This window comes from Marinobacterium sp. MBR-111, from assembly GCF_040547585.1.
Classification (GTDB): domain Bacteria; phylum Pseudomonadota; class Gammaproteobacteria; order Pseudomonadales; family Balneatricaceae; genus Marinobacterium; species Marinobacterium iners.
On record NZ_JBEPQA010000013.1, the window covers coordinates 88,137 to 108,370 of the forward strand.

Genomic DNA, 20,234 nt, shown 5'->3' on the forward strand with positions numbered 1-20,234 from the left:
CGGCACTGATCAAAAAGTGCGCTATACTCGCGCCCCCTGATTCATCCTTAGCGCAGAGTCGTCCATGTCCGCTGTCACCCCGATCTACGAATATTCCAAATACTGGGCCGAGTGCTTTGGTCCGGCGCCGTTTCTGCCCATGTCCCGTGAAGAGGTGGATCAGCTTGGCTGGGACAGCTGCGACATCATCATCGTCACCGGTGATGCCTATGTGGATCACCCGTCGTTTGGCATGGCGATCATCGGTCGTCTGCTGGAGGCTCAGGGATTTCGGGTGGGGATCATTGCCCAGCCCGACTGGCACTCTGCCGATGCATTCAAGGCACTGGGCAAGCCTAACCTGTTCTTCGGTGTCGCCGCTGGCAACATGGACTCGATGATCAACCGCTATACCGCTGATCGCAAGATTCGCTCCGATGACGCCTATACGCCGGGCGGCAAGGCGGGCAAGCGGCCGGATCGCGCCAGTCTTGTTTACAGTCAGCGCTGCCGCGAGGCGTACAAGGAGGTGCCGATCATTCTTGGTGGCATTGAAGGTTCGCTGCGCCGTATCGCTCATTACGACTACTGGCAGGACAAGGTACGACGCTCCATCCTGCTTGATGCCCGTGCCGATCTGCTGCTGTACGGCAATGCCGAACGCGCTGTGGTGGAGGTTGCCCACCGCATCGCCCGGGGTGAGCCGGTGAGCGAGATCACCGATGTGCGCGGCACCGCCTTTGTGCGCAAGGATACGCCCGAGGGCTGGATGGAGATCGACTCCACCCGCATCGACCGCCCCGGCAAGATCGACAAAATCATCAATCCCTATGTGAATACCCGGGACCTTGAGGCCTGCCAGCTGGAGAATGGCCGAGAGGGAGGCGAAAGCGCCGAAATGGACGGCGAGGACGAGGTGCAGATCCTGCATATCGAGCCGCGGGTGAAGCTTGATCGCAGCCAGACCGTGATCCGAATTCCGTCGTTTGAAAAGGTGCGCAACGACCCGGTACTGTACGCCCACGCCAACCGGGTTTTGCATCTGGAAACCAACCCCGGTAACGCCCGTGCGCTGGTACAGCTGCACGGCGATCAGGAGGTGTGGCTCAACCCGCCGCCGATCCCCTTGACCACGGCGGAGATGGACCATGTGTTCGGCTTGCCGTATCAGCGTGTGCCGCACCCGGTCTATGGCAAGGCGGAGATCCCGGCCTACAAGATGATCCGCTTTTCGGTCAACATCATGCGCGGCTGCTTCGGTGGCTGTACTTTCTGCTCGATCACCGAGCACGAGGGACGCATTATCCAGAACCGCTCCCATGAGTCGATTCTGCAGGAGATCGAACAGATCCGCGACAAGGTTCCTGGCTTTACCGGCGTAATCTCGGATCTGGGTGGCCCCACCGCCAATATGTACCGACTGGCGTGCAAAAGTTCCGAGATCGAGGCCGCCTGTCGCAAGCCCTCCTGTGTGTTCCCGGGCATCTGCCATAACCTGAACACCGATCACAGCTCGCTGACCTCACTGTACCGCAAAGCGCGTGACGTCAAGGGGGTAAACAAGATCCTGATCGCCTCCGGCCTGCGCTACGATCTGGCGGTAGAAGATCCCGAGTACGTGCGAGAACTGGTCACCCATCATGTGGGGGGCTACCTGAAAATCGCGCCAGAACACACCGAACGCGGCGTGCTCGACAAGATGATGAAGCCGGGCATCGGTACCTACGATGCGTTCAAGCGCATGTTCGAGAAATTCTCGAAAGAGGCTGGTAAGGACCAGTATTTGATCCCCTACTTCATCGCGGCGCATCCGGGCACCAGCGATGAGGATATGATGAACTTGGCGCTCTGGCTCAAGCGTAGTGGTTTCAAGGCGGATCAGGTACAGGCGTTCTATCCTTCACCGATGGCCACCGCCACGGCGATGTATCACACTGGCCGCAACCCGCTTCGCAAGCTGACCTACAAGAAGAGCGGCGAAAAGGTCGAAACCGTAAAAGGGGAGCGTCAGCGCCGCTTGCACAAGGCGTTTCTGCGCTGGCACGACCCGGACAACTGGCCGCTGCTGCGTGAGGCGCTGACGGCGATGGGCCGTGCCGATCTTATCGGTGATGGCGAAAAGCAGTTGATCCCGGCCGAGCAGCCTGAAGATGCCCGCCATGTCAGTCCAAGGCGCAAGAACTCGCCTGCATCAAGCCGTGCAGGCAAGGGTAAGCTGCTGACTCAGCATACCGGTTTGCCGCCGCGTGCAGGCAATACCCCCAACAGGAGCGGTCGCAAGAAACCTCCCGCGGGGCGCAGGCGGCAGGGGTAGGCGCCGTCAGGTTTTGAAGCGCTTGATCAGCTGGCTGAGATTCTGTGCCAGCTGCAGCTGCTGTTCGGCATGTTCGGACAGGACGCGGGCGCTTTCACTGATGGTTTCGGCGCTATTGTCGATGCCGGTAATGTTGCGGCCGATATCGCTGATGGCGGTGGACTCCTCCTCGGCCGCCGCTGCGATCTGGGTCGACATGTTGGTGATATCGCCAATGGCAATGACAATCTGATCCAGCGCCTGCTCGACCTCTTTGGCACGGCTGGTTGCAACCTCCATATCCTTCTGGTTGCTTTCAACCAGGGTATTGGTCTGTTGTGTTTCGTGCTGCAAACGACGGATTATCTCGTCAATTTCCGAGGTGGACTGTTGCGTACGTTGTGCCAGTGTACGCACTTCATCAGCGACAACTGCAAAACCTCGGCCATGCTCGCCGGCCCTGGCGGCTTCGATAGCGGCATTGAGTGCCAACAGGTTGGTCTGTTCGGAAACGTTGTTGATTACATTGGTGACATCGGAGATGCGTTGGCTGCTTTCATTGAGGCGTGTCGTCATTTCAGCCAACCGCTGGCTGTCGGAGGCAAGACTGGCAACAGCCTCGACCGCCGCCTGTACCTTGGCATGACCGTCCATCGCCAGCTGATTGGCCTGATGTGCGGCATCAGATGCACTGACCGTACTGTTGGCTACATCCTGTACTGCCGTCGAAACCTCTTCAACCGCTGCCGCCACCTGCATGGTTTCATTGCTCTGTGACTGCAGGCTCTGTTCTGCCTGCTGCACAATACTGCTGGTGCTGAGCGCTTCCTGATTCAATTGGGTGCTGGCGGTGGCGACTTCTCTGATCGCGCTGGAGAAGTTGTCCAGAGTGTGATTGAGGTAATGTGCCACCGTACCCAGCTCATCACCGGACAGAACAGCGGCGCGAGCGGTGAGATCATGCTCGTTGCGCACCCGGTCCATGGTATTGGCGAGGGCATCGACCTGACGGTGAAGGCCCCGTATGATCCATGATGAGATCAGCGCAACCAAAGCCAGAATTCCGGCCAGGGCGGAACCCGCGAGCCAGGTCTGGAACAGGGCTTGCTGGTGCTGGTTGGCAGCCGTATTGAGCAGCTCGCCGGCAATCTGGTCTTCGAAGCTCTTCATGACATTGATGCGATCGGTCGCGCGATCAAACCACTCCGTGCCGGGCACTCCGAAATTGCCGCTCGTTGCTTTGTCCATTGCCACCTTGCGTAAACGTTCTACGGCAGAAAACTCCGCAGAGCTGTCCAGCTGAGAAAAGCGGCTTCCCTGTTCTTCAGTGGCCAGTACCTTGAATTGGGCCAGGTAGGTCTCCTGCTGTGACACAAGGTTCAGAAAGCGTTCATAAAGACCGGGGGCGAAGCTGTCGCGGCCGAAAACGTTGCTGAGGACTGCACGTTCGATTCCGGCGCGCTCCTTGGCTTGCAGGTACGCATAGAAGGCTGCGGACGCACGTGAAATGGCTGCATCATCGCTGATACGTGAGGTGGTGGCGGATACGCTCAGCAGCTCGGCTATCAGATCCGTGAAATAGCCCAGGGCGCGGGAGAGTTCAATATCACGGTTGTCTGCACTTTGGCGAATAGTGCGTAACTGCCCCAGCTCTCGCTGGATTCGGACCAGGGTTGAGGTGATATCGGCATCGGAAAATGCCTGCCCTTCAAGGTAGTTTTGCCAGCGCGACATTACCTGATCGGTTTGTTGCCTCTGCTGGCGCAGAGTATTGGCAAACGCCTCGGTACCTGCCCCGAGCCAACCGCTGGTGGCGCCTCGTTCTTTCTGCAATTCATGCACGAGTGCGCTGTTATAGGTAGTAAGTTCAACCTCGAGCTCCAGCTTGTTCAGCGCCGCGGCGTCGTGATAACGATCAATCAGTGTATCGCCCAGCAGCATAGTGATGCCAAGTACGGGAAGCAGTAACAGCAGCAGTATTTTGTGGATAAAGCGGATTTTCATGGGTCGAGATCCCTTGCGGCTGTCGAGACGGCGCGACGACAAATAGCTGTTTGTTGAAGGTTAGAGCGTTGTGGGTGGATTTGCCAGCGCCAAATTGGTGCAGAATGCCCTGTAAGCAGTGACTTGAATAGGGTGATTGACAGGCTGAAAAAATTCGCAGAGGCGGCATTGTATTTGCCCTGAACTTGGGTATTATGCTGGAAAGCGTTTAAATCCGGTGCTAATGAAATAGCCGCCTGCGGGCAGCCGGACAGCCGATATGACATCGGCCCGGAGTTTGAGTTACTTGATACGACAGCCACACAGCGGCATGACTGCCGCCCGCAAAACAGACGCCATAACCCTCTTTCCCGGTTTTGGTGTCTACCGTCCTCTCTTCAGCCGCTTCTCGGCCAGTGTGAAGAACGTACCTTCTGTTGTCAGTCCTTTTGCCTCTGTTTTTTCATGTTGTGTTGTACTCACCTTGCTACAGTCTGTAGCGAGGATAAGTGCGTCATGGAATTGCAAAGACTGCACATCAGACTGGTTGATGACGGACAGCGAGGCTGTCTCAGTGTTACCTGAGTGTGCCAATACCAGGGAAGATTTCTGCATTCGGGCATGATACCCGAAGGCTGAAAGAGGCCGGATACCAGCAGGTTCCGGTATCAAGGGGTTCGAACGGTGTGTCGAACCTTTAGCGACTGGATCGCACTTTAGTGCATCCAACCATAAGAAAAGCCGGCCAATGGCTGGTGTACATGTAAAAGAAAGAGGCAAAAAATGTCACAGCTCGTAACTGGTACCGTCAAGTGGTTCAACGATGAAAAAGGCTTCGGCTTTATCCAGCAGGAAAACGGCCCGGACGTATTCGTTCACTTCCGTGCCATCAACGGTACTGGTCGTCGTTCTCTGCAGGAAAACCAGACTGTAACTTTCGAAGTTACTCAGGGCCAGAAAGGCCCGCAGGCTGAAAACGTCACTGTTGTTGCCTGAGCATCGACAGTCCGGATTCCAACAGCGGGCGTCATGCCCGCTGTTCTGTTTATACCCCGCGATTTACGTTTGCTGCACCAAAGGTACTGAAAGCGGCAGCTGCAGACCTGTGTCGCTCTCTCCCATCAGCCAAGGCTGATTGAGCTCAATCGCATCCTTTAAAAATTGCCACAACAAGCGTACCCGCAACAGCTGGCGCTGTTCCGCACGGGCGGCTATCCAGAACTCACGGCAAATGTCGATCTCAGACCTCAATAAGGGCTCCAGTCGAGGGTCCTGCTCCGCCATGAAGCAGGGCAGCACAGCCAGTCCACTGCCGGCCAACACGGCATGCAGCTGGGTGACAATGCTGGTGCTGCGTTGTGCAAAGCGGGGCAATGTCGGTAATCCCTGCAGCAGAGGATCGAGATAGCACAGTTGATCACTGAAGATCAGATCGTCCACATAGCCGATCAGATCAAAGTCTGACAGCGCATCAACTCCGGCCGGGCGCCCCCTGCGATCCAGATACCCCTGCTCACCATAAAGCTGCAGCCTGTAGTGGCACAGCCGCGAAACCACCATCTCGGCATTTCGTGGACGGTCGATTGTAATGGCCAGATCCGCTTCATGCCGCCCCAGGTTGACCGCACGGGGAAGGGCAAGCAGCTCAACCGTCAACTCCGGATAGCGGCGCTGGAATGCACTCAAAAGCGGCGTGATAACGTAGGTGCCAAAGCCTTCGGTTACACCGAGTCGGATCTGGCCGCTGACCTGAAGGTTCTGGTCACTGATACTCTCGCTTGCCCCTGTGACCTGGCGAGCCATCTCTTCTGCAAACAGCAGCAGTTGCTCACCGGCGGCGGTTAACCTGTAGCCGTGGGTGCTGCGCTCAAAAAGTTGCGTATTGAGTTCGGTTTCAAAGCGACGGATACGACGTGATACCGTGGAATGGTCTATGGTTAATCGGCGGGCTGCATCGGTCAGCCGATCGGCACGGGCCACTTCTAGAAAGATCTGGATGTCCTGCCAATTGAGCATATGGAATATTCCTTGTGCATTTTTGCACAACCAATGTGCTTGGATGGCCGTTGTCTGTCAACAGGATGCGCCGCTAGACTCGAAAGCAGCTGCAGACACTGTTCTGTTTTGCCTGAGTACACAAAAAATATAAGGAGATCAGGTAGATGTCGGTTCGAGAAATTCCGCTTTTCATTGATGGTCAACCGGTCCGTTCACAGAGCCCAGAGTGGCGCGATGTCATCAACCCGGCCACGCAGGAGGTGGTCGCCCGAGTTCCTTTTGCCACGGTGGATGAAGTTAATCGTGCGGTAGCTTCAGCCAAGGAGGCGTTCAAAAGCTGGCGCAAGGTGTCGCTGGCTCAGCGCATGCGCATCATGCTGAAATTTCAGGCACTGGTGCGTGAACATACGCCAGAGCTTGCTGCCTTGATTACCGAAGAGCATGGCAAGACGTTGCCTGACGCCGAAGGTGAAGTGGGGCGTGGTCTTGAAGTTATAGAGCATGCCTGTTCCATCACCTCACTGCAGTTGGGGGAGATCGCCGAGAATGCCGCCGGAGGCGTGAATGTCTATTCGCTGCAGCAACCGATCGGTGTGGGAGCTGGCATTACGGCGTTTAACTTCCCTGTGATGTTGCCTTGCTTCATGTTCCCGCTGGCCATCGCTACAGGCAATACCTTCATTCTCAAGCCGTCCGAACAGGACCCGACGTCGACCATGCGTCTGGTTGAGCTGGCGCATGAGGCTGGGATACCGGCTGGCGTATTGAATATGGTGCACGGTGGTGCCGATGTTGCCAACCAGATCTGTGACCATCCTGATATCAAGGCGCTGTCGTTTATCGGCTCCACTCATGTGGGTACTCATATCTACAACCGTGCCGGTGCGGCCGGCAAGCGTGTGCAGTCCATGATGGGGGCCAAGAACCACTGTGTGATCATGCCGGATGCCAACCGCAGCCAGGCGATCAACAACGTGATCGGTTCCTGCTTCGGTGCGGCAGGGCAACGCTGCATGGCTAACGCGGTTGTGGTACTGGTCGGGGAGGCGAAGGAGTGGCTGCCCGAGATGATCGAGCGCTCCAAAGAGATGAAAGTGGGGCCGGGTACCCAGCGTGATGCCGACCTGGGGCCATTGGTATCGCCACAGGCGCGGGACCGCGTTGTTAGCCTCATCGACGCGGGAGTGGCTGAAGGTGCAACTCTGGCACTAGATGGTCGTAACATCAGTGTGGACGGTTATCCTGACGGCAACTTTGTCGGGCCAACCATCTTCACCGATGTGAAGCCCGAAATGCGCATCTACAGCGAAGAAATATTTGGGCCGGTCATGTGCGTCGTGTGCGTGGATACACTGGATGACGCCATCGATTTCATCAACGCCAACCCCAACGGCAATGGCACCTCAATTTTTACCAGCTCCGGCTGGGCTGCGCGCCGCTATGAGAACGATATCGACGTCGGCCAGGTGGGCATTAACGTGCCGATCCCCGTTCCGGTGGCCTTCTTCAGCTTTACCGGTTCACGAGCATCCAAGCTGGGCGATCTGGGCCCCAACGGCAAGCAGGCGATTCAGTTCTGGACGCAGACCAAAACCGTGACTTCTCGCTGGTTTGAACCTGACAACGAGTCGCTTGGGGTCAATACTACCATTTCCATGAAGTAACTGGAGTCGCTCCGGCTTTGCATCGGAGCGATACATTCAGGTTTCAACCCACGTAATAACAACAACAGGAAGTGAAATCATGAGTCAGTACTCTCGCATGACAACCGCCATCGGCGCAGGTGTGGCAGCACTTGCGCTTTCCACTACTCTGCAGGCAGCAGGCCCCGCCAAACTGGACGTGGCCAACACCTTCAATACCAATATTTTCATCGGTGAAGGTGCCGTACGTTTTGCCAAGGAGCTGGAAACGGTAACCGACGGCAAGGTACAGCTGAAGGTCCACAACCCTGGCGATCTGGTACCCGCGTTTGAAGTGTTCAACGCCGTATCTTCGGGTGCAATCCCCGCAGGCTGGGACTGGATCGGCTACTGGGCCGGTACGGTACCGGTGACAAATCTCTACGGTGCGTTGCCATTTGGCCCAAGCCCGGAAGCCTTCATGTCATGGATGTGGGCCGGCGAGGGCACCGAGATTCTGCAAAGTGCCTATGATCAGTACAACGTAAAAGTGCTGCCCTGCTTCATTTCACCGCAGGAAACCGGTGGCTGGTACAACAAGGAAATCAACGATATCAAGGATTTCGATGGTCTGCGTATCCGTATTTCCGGGTTGGGTGCCAAGGTGTTGAACAAATACGGTGCATCCACTCAGCTGATTCCGGGCGGTGAAATCTACCTCGCCCTCGAGCGTGGTCGTATTGATGCCTCCGAGTTTTCGGTACCTCAGGTCGATCAGTTGATGGGCTTTGAAGAGATTACCAAGTACTACTACTTCCCGGGTTGGCATCAGTCGGCCAGCTGGTTCTCCTTCATTATCAACAAGGATGTCTGGAATCAGTACGACGAGAAGATCAGGGCACAGTTTGAAACCGCGTGTCGCGCCACCCTGCAATGGGCCATGGCAGAAGCGCCGGCTGAGCAGATCCGTACCATTCGCAAGCTTGAAGAGAAGGGAATAGAAGTAAAACGTTTCCCGGAACCCGTGCTGGCCGAACTGCGCAAGGGATGGGATGAAGTCCGCGAAGAAGAGATGAAAAACAATCCGTTGTTCAAGAAAGCCTATGAGTCGTTGATGGAGCATAGCAAGCTGGTTGATGAGTGGTACGAGCTGCAGGCCATACCGCGCTGATCGGCTATCGACACGGGCCCGCCTTCGTGGCGGACCCGTGTCAGTACCTGACAGCCATTCGAACTCTGCACGTCAGCCTATGCCGGCGTGCAGTAGAGGGACAGTCGTTGCGGATAATGGATATCGTCTTATTGATGAGTGTCATAGTTTGGTCTGACACCCACTGATAGGACTTAACACCATGAAAAATAAAACTAAATCTCTTGCGGTAGGCGTTTCTGTTTTAGCGATCAGCATGTCGGTGGTGGCGGAAGGTCCGTCCAGACTTGATGTGGCCAGCGGCTATTCACTTCGGAACATGTTTGGTGCCAGTGCGCAGAACGTGGCTGAGCAGGTTGAGTTGCTCAGTGGCGGCGAGCTGAAGCTGAAAGTCCATGAGCCGGGTGAGCTGGTACCTCCCTTCGAGATCCTGAACTCAGTATCCTCCGGAGCGATTCCCGCGGGCTGGAGCAGTATTGCCTATTTTGCCGGCACCTTGCCGATCGCCAACCTGTATGGCGCATTGCCTTTCAGTCCATCTGCGGAAGCCGTGTTTTCATGGACTGCAGCAGGTGAAGGGCGTGAGCTGCTGCAGAAATCAATGGATAAGTACGGTGTCAAGGTTGTGCCCTGTTCCTTCCTGCCTCAGGAACCCGGTGGCTGGTTCAACAAGGAAATCAACGGCATTGAGGATTTCAAGGGACTCTCAATGCGAATTTCAGGTCTGGGAGCCAAGGTGCTTAACAAGTATGGTGCCACAACCCAGCTGATCCCGGGCGGTGAAGTCTATCTGGCACTTGAGCGTGGTCGTGTGGACGCAGCGGAGTTTTCAATCCCGGCCGTTGACCAGTCCATGGGGCTGCACGAGATTGCCAGCAACTATTACTTCCCGGGTTGGCAGCAGGGTGCCGGCTGGCTTGCCCTCTTGATCAATCAGGGCGTGTGGGACAGCTACTCCGAGACACAACAGGCAAGGATAGAAACCGCGTGCAAGGCTAATATCCAGAAGGAGTTTGATGAGGTATTGCCGGCACAGATCAAGGCACTTCAGGAACTTAGGGATAAAGGGGTCAACGTAAAACGCTTCCCCGAGCCTGTCCTGGCGGAACTTCGCAAAGGCTGGGATGAAGTGCGGGAAGAAGAGATGCGCAACAACCCGGAATTCAAACAAGCCTATGAGTCGCTCATGCAGCACTCTGCTCTGGTAGATGAATGGTATGAACTCCAGCAGATATCAAACTGATACTCCTATACCCGGCTGGCGCCTGCAGGGCGCCCGCTGGTGTTCAATCGTTGCCTGCCCCCTGATCGGGGTTGGGCGGTGGCTCGGTCGGATCAGCAGTTGGTTGGTGCTGGCTGTAATGGTGGCTGTGCTTACAACCGTGGTGATGAACGCCATGGGCATCAATGAGTTGATGCGTTGGGATGGCAAGGTGTTTCTGCTGGGGGAAGCCGTGACAATCAACACGGTCACCGAGATGCAGTGGCACCTGTTCGGCCTGTTAACGCTGATCGGGGCCAGCTATGCCATGCATGCGGATACACACGTTCGTGTGGATATGCTGCACCATTCCATGTCCCGTACCACGCAACACTGGGTGGAAATTGCGGGGCATACCCTGATGCTGTTGCCGTTCTGCATTCTGGTCGCCTGGCTGTCACGGCATATGGTGCAGATGTCGTTTATCTCCGGTGAGCAATCCAACTATGGGGGGCTTACGGATCGTTACCTGATCAAAGGTGCCTTGCCGGCCGGTCTCATGTTGCTCGCGCTGGGTGCGCTGGGGCAGATATTTGACCGTTTGGCACGGATCATGGACCCGGCACGTGATGTAGAGGAGAGCTCTGATGCTGGATGAATATGGCCTGGCCATCGCCATGATTGTGGCGCTGCTGGTGGGAATTTTCAGTGGCTACCCTGTTGCGTTTCTGCTGGGGGGGCTGGGTATTCTGTTCGCCTTCATTGGCGATATTCCGTTGCCGTTTCTGGGAACGGTTGCTTCCCGCATTTTTGGTGGCGTGATTGAGAACTGGCTCTTGATTGCCATTCCGCTGTTCGTCTTTATGGGACTAATGCTGGAGCGTTCCGGGGTGGCCAAAAACCTCCTACTGACGCTGCAGCGGCTGTTCGGTAACGTGCGTGGCGGCCTGGCTGTATCGGTGGCACTGCTGGGGGTTGTGATGGCTGCGAGCACCGGCATTATCGGAGCCTCGGTTGTGATGCTGGGGCTGCTGGCGCTGCCGGTGATGCTGAAGCAGGGCTACAAACCTGAAATGGCATACGGTGTGGTGGCGGCGTCCGGTACCCTGGGTATTCTGATCCCGCCATCGATCATGCTGGTGCTGATGGGTTCCATCATGAACATTTCAGTTGGCGACCTGTTCAAGGCCGCTCTGGTTCCCGGGCTGATGCTGGGCGGACTTTATACGCTTTACCTGCTGTCGGCTGCGTACTTTCGCCCGGATTGGGCTCCGTTGGCCCGTGAGGGAGGCGAAGCGCATTTGTCAGAAGATCAGTCCCCGCTTGGGTTGGCACTTTTGCGTGACTTGTTGGGTCCCGTTGTGTTGATCGTGGCGGTACTGGGTTCGATTATGGCGGGCATTGCGACACCGACGGAAGCCGCTGCCATTGGGGCGGCCGGCTCCATGCTGCTCGCTCTCTTTCTGCGACAGCTGAACATGAATACGCTGCGCCACGTATGTCGTTCCACCTCAAAAACCTCGGCTATGATCCTGTTCGTGGTGATTGGTGCCACCTGTTTTAGTGTGGTGTTCAAGCGCCTCGGCGGTGCAGACATGATTGAGGAGCTGATCACCGGGACAGGGCTTGGGCCGTACGGTTTGCTGTTACTGTTGATGGGACTGATCTTCCTGCTGGGTTTTTTCCTGGAATGGATCGAGATCAGTTTCGTGATTCTGCCGTTGCTGCTGCCGGTGGTCGCCGGGCTCGAATTTGAGGGGCTTAACGGTAGTGCGCTGATGGTATGGTTTGCGATCCTGGTGGCGATTAATTTGCAGACCAGCTTTTTGACGCCGCCCTTTGGCTACGCGCTGTTCTATCTCAAGGGCATCACGCGGGGGGATGTGAGTATCGGTATCATCTACCGTTCAATCATCCCGTTTGTACTGCTGCAGCTGGCCGGTCTGGCACTGTGCATTATGTTCCCGTCGATCGTGCTCTGGTTACCGGGACTGAGTTGAAACTGACAGGGCGGGCTGGTCCCGCCCTGCTGTCTATTGCAGACAAGCCAACAGGTGTTTTTCCAGCTCGGCACTGTCGATCTGACGGTCGGCGAGTATTTCGATACGTGAGTCTCGGCGCCAGGCCAGCTCACTGACTTCTGCTGCTTTATCCCCGCGATTGCGGTTGTACCCCACCCATGTATGACCGATCCCCATTGCAGCCTTGATTCGGGTGGCCTCGCTCACACTGTCGAGAAACGTTTGGATGGCTCTGTAATCGAAGCGGTCAGCTGCCGTAAAAACCCAGCCATAACTGAAATAGCCCTCGGCCTGTCCTTGCTTGAATAATGGCTGCCGTGGCTGTGGTGACTGTTCCGGCCGTGATATTACCGGTGCCATTAGTGGACTGGCTTTCGCGGACTCGGCATGCGCCTCGGGAAACTGTGCGCTGAGCTGACCATCGTGAACCAGATCGAGCCAGGCGAGGTCCAGCTGTCCTCTATCAACCCTGAAGACTCCCTGCTTGGGTGGGAACATGTGTTGAGACAGTTCCAGTGCTTCCCGCGTCAGGTTGGATTCCGCCAGATCGGTGCGGTTCAGGACAATGACATCGGATAGGTTGAGTTGATCCAGAAACCCCGGCTGCTGCATTACCTCGGGCTGTGTCAGAACAGCTGGGTCAAGCATGCAAATGATGCTGCGCAGATCGAGTACGTCTGCAAACTGTGCGCTCTGCAAAGTATCGACGATACGGGCAGGGTGACCAAGTCCCGTGGGCTCGATCAGTAGCCGGTCCGGCCTTGCCTTGCGCAGAAGTGTTGCCAAGGTGATCGGCAGGCTTGGACCCAGTGCGCAGCAGAGGCAACCGCCCGCCAGTTCACGCAGCTCAACGCCATCGGAGTGGGTCACCAAACTGGCGTCGACACCGATCTGGCCAAATTCGTTGATCAGTACGGCCCAGCGTTCGGAGGGGGGCTTGAGACTCAGCAGGTGATTGATGGCAGTGGTTTTGCCGCTGCCGAGAAACCCGGTGATGATGTTGGTTGGAACGGAGTGAAGTGGCTGTGCGGGCACAAGAGAATCCTGTCAGTGTTACAGGATAACAATTGTCTGCCAGCCACTCGGTCCTGACAAGCTCAGGCGCACACTTTCTCGTGTTTGCGTTTGGCGGCAAGGTAACGGGGGGTTGGGCCCACATCTTCATAAATGGGCTCGTCATCCTCCACCCGAATCACCTTTTTGCCGGGTTTGTACGGCATATGGGCTTCGATGTCGGTCAGAATCGTGTGCAGAAGGACAGGTGTCAGCTCAGTGATATCCATGCCGTACACTTCCGCCAGTGCCTGCAGACGAACCAGATCTTCCTGTTCGATCGGCAAGGTGATGGTCTGCAAACGGGAACGGCGATGGGATTCATGTTCAAGCTGCTGCAGCAGTGTGTCGATATGGTTGCCGGGCATGGTGACGCTCCTCAGGCTGAAACTCGACAGAGCCCGCCGTTTCGGTTGCGGCGGGCACCTGAGTTCAGCATAGACGAGCCAGAATCAGCCTGCACGGGCAGCAGGCAAAAAATCAGCGCTTGATAAACCCCCGGGATTGCAGGAAGGGCAACATGTGTGGCCGCGCTTCCTTTACCAGCATGCCGGAAATCTGCTCACTCCAGCTCATTTCCTTATTGCCGCCGGTACGGGTGCGATAGTACTGGCGTACCGTCTCGTCATAGTCACGGATGACAGCCTCGTCCTGACTGTCATCGTAGCGGTCCTGTTTAAGCACCACTGACAGGGGAAGGCGTGGTTTGACTTCCGGGTTCTGATCGGGTTTGCCCAGGCACAGACCAAATACCGGATAGACCAGTTCAGGCAACTCCAGCAATTCGGCCACATCCGCAATCCTGTTGCGCAGGCCGCCAATATAAACACCACCAAGCCCAAGTGACTCGGCTGCAACGATGACATTCTGTGCAAACAGGGCACAGTCCAGTGAAGCGGTCAGGAATTGCTCGGTATAACCGGACTGCATTTCGGCTTCGTGCATTGAGCAGGCCAGCTGGTGCCGCTTCATGTCAGCACAGAACACCAGAAACAGAGGGGCTTCCGCTACATAGGCCTGATTACCGGCCATCTCGGCCAGTGCATTGCGCTTCTCCCCCTGAGAAACTTGAATAACGGTGCAGGCCTGAATGAAGCTGGACGTGGCAGCCGCCTGTCCGGCCTTGATCAATGTTTCCACCGTGGCCTGATCGACAGGTTCCGAAGTGAATTTGCGGATGGATCGGTGAGCATTGAGCAGTTCAATCGTCGGGTTCATGGCGTTTCTCCCAAAAGATGCGTGGCAGGATTATACATGGATCAGGCGAAAGGTCAGGTTGATGCGCGGTTCATGGCAGCGCCGGCTGCGTGGCAGGCAATGCTGCCAGTGGTGCTGGGTTGGGCCGGCCATCAGCAGCAGCGAACCGTGCTCCAGTATTAGAGTGTGAGTCTCGCGATGGGTATTGTGGCGCAGTCTGAAGCGGCGTTCGGCACCCAGACTGATGGATGCGATCAGCGGGTTGGGGCCTAGCTCAGGCTCGTTGTCTGCATGCCAGCCCATGGCATCCTGACCATCGCGGTAGAGGTTCAGCAGCAGGGCGTTGAACGGCTGGCCGCACAGTGATTCCAGCCGCTGTTTCAGTGGCCGCAGAGCGGGTAACCAGTCGCTGCCGGCCAGACGCAGCCCCGAATAGGTGTAATAAAGCCCGGGATCAGACTGAAATGCCTGCAGGCGCGGAATCAGATGTTCGCGGCCAAACAGCCGGATCCTATCCTGGCGCCAGTTCACCCGCTGCTGCAGCAGTTGCAGCAGAAAATCAGCTTCCTTGCGCTCAAGGAAGCACGGGCGGTAGCGCAACTCGGCGTTCGGCAGTGACAGTTCAGTCAGTGTCACGTTGTTGCATCAGCTCGCGCACCGCCTCGGCGATGGGGGGGGCGATATCGATCTGGTTGCTCAGGTGCGGGATGCAGGCGGTCGTGACCACATCGGCAACCTGAGTCAGGCGTGTATAGGCGTCGCCGGCAAAGATGCCGTGTACGCCGATGATGGTCGCTCTGGGCAGGCCGGCAGACTGCAGGTGGCTCAGGGTTTCCAGCATGGTACGACCGCTGGAGATGATGTCATCCACCAGTACCGGAGTGCATTGCTGCCCCTGTTCAAGATCCGGCAGCGAGATGCTGACATCATAGTCACCACGGCGCTCCTTCTGCAGAATCTGGAACGGTACTCCGGCAAGACCGGCTACATGGGATACCCACTGTTCGCTTTCACTGTCGGGACCGATCAGCAGCGGATCACGGATATGCTGACCGATCCAGTGTGCAATCAATGGGGCGGCCTGAACCACGCGGGATGGGATGGTATAGATCTCGTCCAATGAGTGATAGCGGTGCAGGTGCGGATCCACGGTCACCAGATAATCGAAGGCCTCTGACAGCAATCGGGCAAAGGGGCGGGAGCTGACACACTCGCCCGGTTTGAAGCGCTTGTCCTGTCGCATATAGGCCAGATAGGGGGTGACCAGACCTACCTCGGACGCCCCCATCTCGCGCAGAGTGTCCGCCAGGAACAGCAGTCGCAGCAGCCGCTCGTCAGGGTGAAACAGGTTGCAGAGGATGACACACCGGCGTCCCTTGCATTCGGTGTGTACCCGCAGATAGCTTTCGCCGTCGGGGAAGCGGCGTTGTTCCAGTACCCCCGCCTGCGCATCCAGCAGTCGAGCCAGTTGTGATGCCAGTGCCGGGTCGGAATCAGGATTGAACAGCAGAATACTCATGCGCAGGCTTCCTCGCTTGAATCGGTCAGTTCGATCACCTCCAGATGATCATTCAGATACTCTACCGCATAGTTGAGTTCGCCGGCATTCTCGGCGTGAATCATCATCAATACATCCTGACAGGCAACCCGGTCGCCGAGTTTGGCACAGATCTCAACCCCCGCCGCCGGATCAGCCGGAGCCCCCGCGAGCTTGGCAATCTTGGCCAGAATCCGGTTGTCGATCCGGTCCACGATGCCGTCACGGTCAGCCACCATTGCATAGCGGTAGGGCGCCACAGGTGGCACCTTGAGTCCACCCTGGGCGAGACAGATGGCGCGAAACTTGTCCCATGCGCTGCCGTTATCGAGGGTTTCTTCGGCCAGGACAACGCCCTCTTCAACGCTGATGCCCTTGACCATTGCCAGCATGGCACCGGCGACGCTGATGGCTCGTTCACGTAAATCCAGCGGGGCGTCGGCATGATTTTGCATCACTGCCAGCAGGTCATGTGCTTCAAGGGCCGGGCCAATGCCTCTGCCCACCGGTTGGGAGCCATCGGTAAAGAGGATTTTGAGTGTCAGGCCCAGATTCTCGGCAACGGCCAGAAAGCTTTCTGCCAGCCGTTCGCCGGCTTCCTGGCTGCGCACCTTGGCGGTAGGGCCAACCGGAATGTCGATCAGTACATGAGTAGCACCAGCTGCAATCTTTTTCGACAGTACAGACGCAATCAGCTGCCCCTCGCTATCGATATCCAGTGCTCGCTCGACCTGGATCAGCATATCATCGGCCGGGCTCAGTCGCATGGAGCCGCCCCAGGCCAGACAGCCACCTTCAGCCCCGACTACTTGACGCATCTGCTCCAGTGTCAGGCTCACTTCGGTCAGTGTTTCCATGGTGTCGGCAGTACCGGCCGGAGAGGTGATGGCACGGGATGAGGTTTTGGGTACTGTCAGGCCGCAAGCGGTCAAAATGGATACCACGATCGGGGTGGTACGATTGCCGGGCAGGCCGCCCACACAATGCTTGTCGACCACCATGGGGAGCTTCCAGTCTACAGTGCTGCCTGACTTGACCATTGCCTGAGTCAGTGAAGTGATCTCGTTGTCATTAAGGCTGTCATCACCACAGGCGGTAATAAAGGCCGCCAGGTGCACATCGGCATAACGGCCATCCACAATATCATTGATAATGCTCTGGAACTGCAGATCGGTCAGCTCATGACCATATACTTTGGCACGGACATAGGATAGCGACTGCACCGGCTTGGGGTGTGACAGCCAGATGGGATCGTTATGCTCCAGTCTCAGACGCAGCCAGGCTGACTCTGAGAAGCCGACCTCCTCTTCACTGAGCAGATCGCTGGTGATGATATTGAGTGAGGCAATCAGGTGCTGGTTCTGATGGGTCGTTACCAGCACGCGTGACAGGCTTTCAAACCCTTCAGAACGGCAGACATGACTCTGGGCCGGCAGGTAAAGGGTGGGCTCGTGGTGTGTATCTATTCCGAGCCGGCGGGCCTTGAGAGGCGCCATGCGCTCAGGGGTCAGCATCATCATTATTGCGGATCTCCGATCGGTTACAGCCTTTGGCTCAGTGTAACCGAACAGCAGTAATTGCGAATAATCATTCAAGGAGATAGTAGAGAGTGAATACTCTTTATTTTAAATCAAGCTAAGCTTTTCGTTTTTTATTATTTTTTATGATAAATGCCGCTTGTTAACGTGGTGCTAACCAACACTAATCAGTCAGGAAGGCCCAAAATGCTTAACAAAACGCTTAAAGGTACATTGCTCGCACTGGCAATTTCCGGGGTGGCTGCCGTTCAGGCTAAAGACGTTACCCTGCTCAACGTATCGTATGATCCTACCCGTGAATTCTATCAAGAACTCAATCCGGAATTTATCAATTATTGGAAAGCGCGCACGGGTGACAATGTCGAAATTCGCCAATCTCATGGTGGTGCCGGCAAGCAGGCACGTGCTGTTATTGATGGACTTGAGGCTGATGTCGTCACTCTTGCGCTGGCATACGATATCAGCGCGATCGGTGAGCGCACAGGGAAGCTGCCAGCTGACTGGCAATCACGACTGCCCAACAACAGTGCCCCATATACCTCCACCATCGTATTCCTGGTACGTAAGGGCAATCCAAAGGGAGTTCAGGACTGGGATGATCTGACCAAGCCGGGTGTTGAAGTTATCACACCTAACCCCAAAACCTCGGGCGGCGCACGCTGGAACTACTTGGCGGCCTGGGGATATGCGCTGGAGAAAAACGGAGGTGACGTCGAAAAAGCCAAGGAATTTGTGTCCAGTATTTATAAACAGGTTCCTGTACTTGATTCTGGTGCTCGTGGTTCTACCAACACCTTTGTTCAACGCGAAATCGGTGATGTGTTGCTGGCATGGGAAAACGAAGCCTTCCTGGCCGTCAATGAACTGGGCCCGGAAAAGTTCGAAATTGTCGTGCCCTCCGTATCAATTCTGGCCGAGCCTCCCGTAACTGTTGTCGACAAGGTGGCAGAGGCCCGAGGCACGCGTGAAGTGGCCGAAGCATACCTGTCTTACCTCTACTCCCCGGAAGCTCAGCGATTGGCTGCCAAACACTACTATCGTCCAGTGCTGCCTGCCCTTGCTGATCCTGAAGATATTGCACGTTTTCCAAACGTGAAGACATTCACCGTGGATGAAGTGTTCGGCAGTTGGCATAAAGCACAGGATGTTCATTTCAGTGATGGTGGCGTGTTCGATCAGATTTACGCCAAGTAACCTGACGTTCAAATGACAGCCCGGCTTTACTCGCAAGCAGTGAGAGCCGGGCTTTTGCTGTAACGGTTTACAGGCAGGAATGGACTATGAAACAGAATGTCATGATAGTGCCGGGCGTAGGTGGTAGTGGGCCAGATCATTGGCAGAGCTGGTTTGAAAGTCAGTTACCGAATACACATCGTCTCACGGGTATTAGCTGGGAAGAGCCAGTCCTTGCAGAGTGGGGCCGTTGTCTCAAGCAACAGGTCAAAATGGTCGAGGGTAAGGTGTGGCTGGTAGCACACAGCTTTGGGTGTCTGGTTAGTGCGGTGATTGCTGCGGACATACCTGAAAAAGTTGCGGGCGTATTGATGGTGGCGCCTGCGGACCCGCGCCGCTTCCATCCCCTTGGTCGAAAGCGCTGCATTGATGCTGAGTTGGAGTCGCTGGAACCACTAATGCCTGCATTCAAGCTCGGCCTACCAGGCTTGCTTGTATACAGCAGCAATGATCCCTGGATGCAGGAAGTGAAAGCAAAAGCCTGGGCTGGACATTGGGGCTTGCCAACCTACTCAATGAGCTCCGCTGGTCATATCAATACGGATTCAGGTTTTGGTGCTTGGCCTGAAGGACTTACCATTTTGACATCGCTGATGCAAAACAGCGAGAAGTCAGAACCGCATGTTCAGCGTCAGCCGCTGCTCGTGCGCAAGGCTGGTCGAGGGAGCGTACTGGCAAAGGTTCGGCTGGAAACGCGCAAGCAGCTCGGCATTTGATTATAGGCACTCCGCTGTACATTCACTTTTCTCAAGTACGTAATTTAAGGTTGGTATCAGGTAGAGCGGTACAGAATGACTCCACATCTGGAGGATTTTCTGTATGCCCAATCGAAATCTGATCCTGAGTCTCATTGCACTGCTGGCGGTACAGCTGGGTGTCTGGCAATGGAGTCTCAGCTATGAACATTTTCTGACCCTCAGTGGCTTTCTGGCCATCAATTTTATGTCCATCACGATGCTTCTGGCCATGCGACCGAAATGGCTGGAAGTTCCCTTGGGTGGTCTGGACAAGCAGTATCACCTGCACAAGTGGACCGGCATTTTGGGCGCCGTTTTTGCCCTGACACACTGGCTGATCGAGATGGGCGATGACGCCTTCAAGGTGCTGTTCGGGAAGGATCGCAGCCTGCGTGAAGCTGACTTTTCGGGTCTGCTAGACAATTTGCAGGGAATGTTTGAGGACTGGGGAGAGCCCGGCCTGTATCTGCTTCTGGGCCTTGTGCTCATCACCCTGATCCGTTGGGTCCCTTACCGTTTCTGGCGCTATCTGCACCGTGTCATGCCGTTGATCTATCTAAGCCTGGCGGCCCACTCTCTGCTGCTGGCACCACTGAACTGGTGGCAGCAGCCGACCGGCTGGCTGATGGCGCTGTTGATCGGTGCAGGCAGCATCGCCAGCCTGCAGTCGCTGGCGGGGCTGATCGGCAAAA

General features: G+C 56.2%; 18 protein-coding genes. 10 read left to right on the top strand and 8 right to left on the bottom strand.

The window, feature by feature from the left end:
• Positions 1–64 precede the first annotated feature (64 nt).
• On the top strand, positions 65–2,293 hold the full coding sequence (locus ABIE61_RS10905; protein WP_354409388.1) for a YgiQ family radical SAM protein: 2,229 nt from the start codon (positions 65–67) through the stop codon (positions 2,291–2,293).
• Between the two features lie 6 nt (positions 2,294–2,299).
• Here the strand turns inward: ABIE61_RS10905 and ABIE61_RS10910 are convergent, their stop codons facing one another.
• Positions 2,300–4,276: a methyl-accepting chemotaxis protein gene (locus ABIE61_RS10910; RefSeq protein ID WP_354409391.1), complete on the bottom strand. Its 1,977-nt coding sequence runs from the start codon at positions 4,274–4,276 to the stop codon at positions 2,300–2,302.
• A 762-nt stretch (positions 4,277–5,038) separates the two neighbouring features.
• Here ABIE61_RS10910 and ABIE61_RS10915 point away from each other — a divergent pair.
• Complete coding sequence (locus ABIE61_RS10915) at positions 5,039–5,251, top strand: cold-shock protein (protein WP_091821585.1); 213 nt, start codon at positions 5,039–5,041, stop codon at positions 5,249–5,251.
• Positions 5,252–5,314: 63 nt separating this feature from the next.
• Here the strand turns inward: ABIE61_RS10915 and ABIE61_RS10920 are convergent, their stop codons facing one another.
• On the bottom strand, positions 5,315–6,271 hold the full coding sequence (locus tag ABIE61_RS10920; RefSeq protein WP_091821582.1) for a LysR family transcriptional regulator: 957 nt from the start codon (positions 6,269–6,271) through the stop codon (positions 5,315–5,317).
• 146 nt (positions 6,272–6,417) lie between these two features.
• On the opposite strand from ABIE61_RS10920, the gene ABIE61_RS10925 reads away from it, so the two are divergent.
• The 5 genes from ABIE61_RS10925 (at position 6,418) to ABIE61_RS10945 (ending at position 12,226) form a co-directional block, all read left to right on the top strand.
• Positions 6,418–7,917 (top strand): CoA-acylating methylmalonate-semialdehyde dehydrogenase, encoded by a 1,500-nt coding sequence (locus ABIE61_RS10925; RefSeq protein ID WP_354409395.1) that lies wholly within the window; start codon positions 6,418–6,420, stop codon positions 7,915–7,917.
• Between the two features lie 79 nt (positions 7,918–7,996).
• Positions 7,997–9,046, top strand: coding sequence for a TRAP transporter substrate-binding protein (locus tag ABIE61_RS10930; protein ID WP_354409398.1), 1,050 nt, complete (start codon positions 7,997–7,999; stop codon positions 9,044–9,046).
• A gap of 181 nt (positions 9,047–9,227) precedes the next feature.
• A complete protein-coding gene (locus ABIE61_RS10935; RefSeq protein ID WP_206839453.1) occupies positions 9,228–10,268 on the top strand; it encodes a TRAP transporter substrate-binding protein in 1,041 nt (346 codons plus the stop codon).
• The gene (locus ABIE61_RS10940; RefSeq protein ID WP_091821567.1) at positions 10,243–10,884 is read left to right on the top strand and encodes a TRAP transporter small permease subunit; all 642 of its coding nucleotides are present in this window, start codon (positions 10,243–10,245) and stop codon (positions 10,882–10,884) included. The genes ABIE61_RS10935 and ABIE61_RS10940 overlap by 26 nt, the downstream gene beginning before the upstream one ends.
• Complete coding sequence (locus tag ABIE61_RS10945) at positions 10,874–12,226, top strand: TRAP transporter large permease (protein ID WP_354409402.1); 1,353 nt, start codon at positions 10,874–10,876, stop codon at positions 12,224–12,226. The genes ABIE61_RS10940 and ABIE61_RS10945 overlap by 11 nt, the downstream gene beginning before the upstream one ends.
• Positions 12,227–12,259: 33 nt before the next feature.
• Here the strand turns inward: ABIE61_RS10945 and ABIE61_RS10950 are convergent, their stop codons facing one another.
• The 6 genes from ABIE61_RS10950 to ABIE61_RS10975 form a co-directional block, all read right to left on the bottom strand.
• Positions 12,260–13,282, bottom strand: a complete 1,023-nt coding sequence (locus ABIE61_RS10950) for a CobW family GTP-binding protein (RefSeq protein ID WP_354409405.1) — start codon at positions 13,280–13,282, stop codon at positions 12,260–12,262.
• A gap of 62 nt (positions 13,283–13,344) precedes the next feature.
• Positions 13,345–13,668: a hypothetical protein gene (locus ABIE61_RS10955; RefSeq protein ID WP_091821557.1), complete on the bottom strand. Its 324-nt coding sequence runs from the start codon at positions 13,666–13,668 to the stop codon at positions 13,345–13,347.
• Positions 13,669–13,780: 112 nt separating this feature from the next.
• Positions 13,781–14,518 (bottom strand): oxygen-insensitive NADPH nitroreductase, encoded by a 738-nt coding sequence (gene nfsA, locus ABIE61_RS10960; protein WP_206839472.1) that lies wholly within the window; start codon positions 14,516–14,518, stop codon positions 13,781–13,783.
• A 30-nt stretch (positions 14,519–14,548) separates the two neighbouring features.
• Entirely contained in the window at positions 14,549–15,133 is a 585-nt protein-coding gene (locus tag ABIE61_RS10965) for an alpha-ketoglutarate-dependent dioxygenase AlkB family protein (RefSeq protein WP_206839473.1), read from the bottom strand.
• Positions 15,120–16,016, bottom strand: coding sequence for a ribose-phosphate pyrophosphokinase (locus ABIE61_RS10970; RefSeq protein WP_206839488.1), 897 nt, complete (start codon positions 16,014–16,016; stop codon positions 15,120–15,122). The genes ABIE61_RS10965 and ABIE61_RS10970 overlap by 14 nt, the downstream gene beginning before the upstream one ends.
• Positions 16,013–17,551 carry a thymidine phosphorylase family protein gene (locus tag ABIE61_RS10975; protein ID WP_354409421.1) on the bottom strand — a complete coding sequence of 513 codons (1,539 nt, stop codon included), beginning with the start codon at positions 17,549–17,551 and terminating at the stop codon, positions 16,013–16,015. The genes ABIE61_RS10970 and ABIE61_RS10975 overlap by 4 nt, the downstream gene beginning before the upstream one ends.
• A 207-nt stretch (positions 17,552–17,758) precedes the next feature.
• On the opposite strand from ABIE61_RS10975, the gene ABIE61_RS10980 reads away from it, so the two are divergent.
• From ABIE61_RS10980 to ABIE61_RS10990, 3 genes are all read left to right on the top strand, one after another.
• Positions 17,759–18,766, top strand: a complete 1,008-nt coding sequence (locus ABIE61_RS10980; RefSeq protein WP_354409409.1) for a sulfate ABC transporter substrate-binding protein — start codon at positions 17,759–17,761, stop codon at positions 18,764–18,766.
• A gap of 86 nt (positions 18,767–18,852) precedes the next feature.
• A complete protein-coding gene (locus ABIE61_RS10985) occupies positions 18,853–19,521 on the top strand; it encodes an RBBP9/YdeN family alpha/beta hydrolase (RefSeq protein WP_354409412.1) in 669 nt (222 codons plus the stop codon).
• Positions 19,522–19,624: 103 nt separating this feature from the next.
• Positions 19,625–20,234: ferric reductase-like transmembrane domain-containing protein (locus ABIE61_RS10990; RefSeq protein WP_354409415.1), on the top strand; the 610-nt coding region annotated here is incomplete at its 3' end.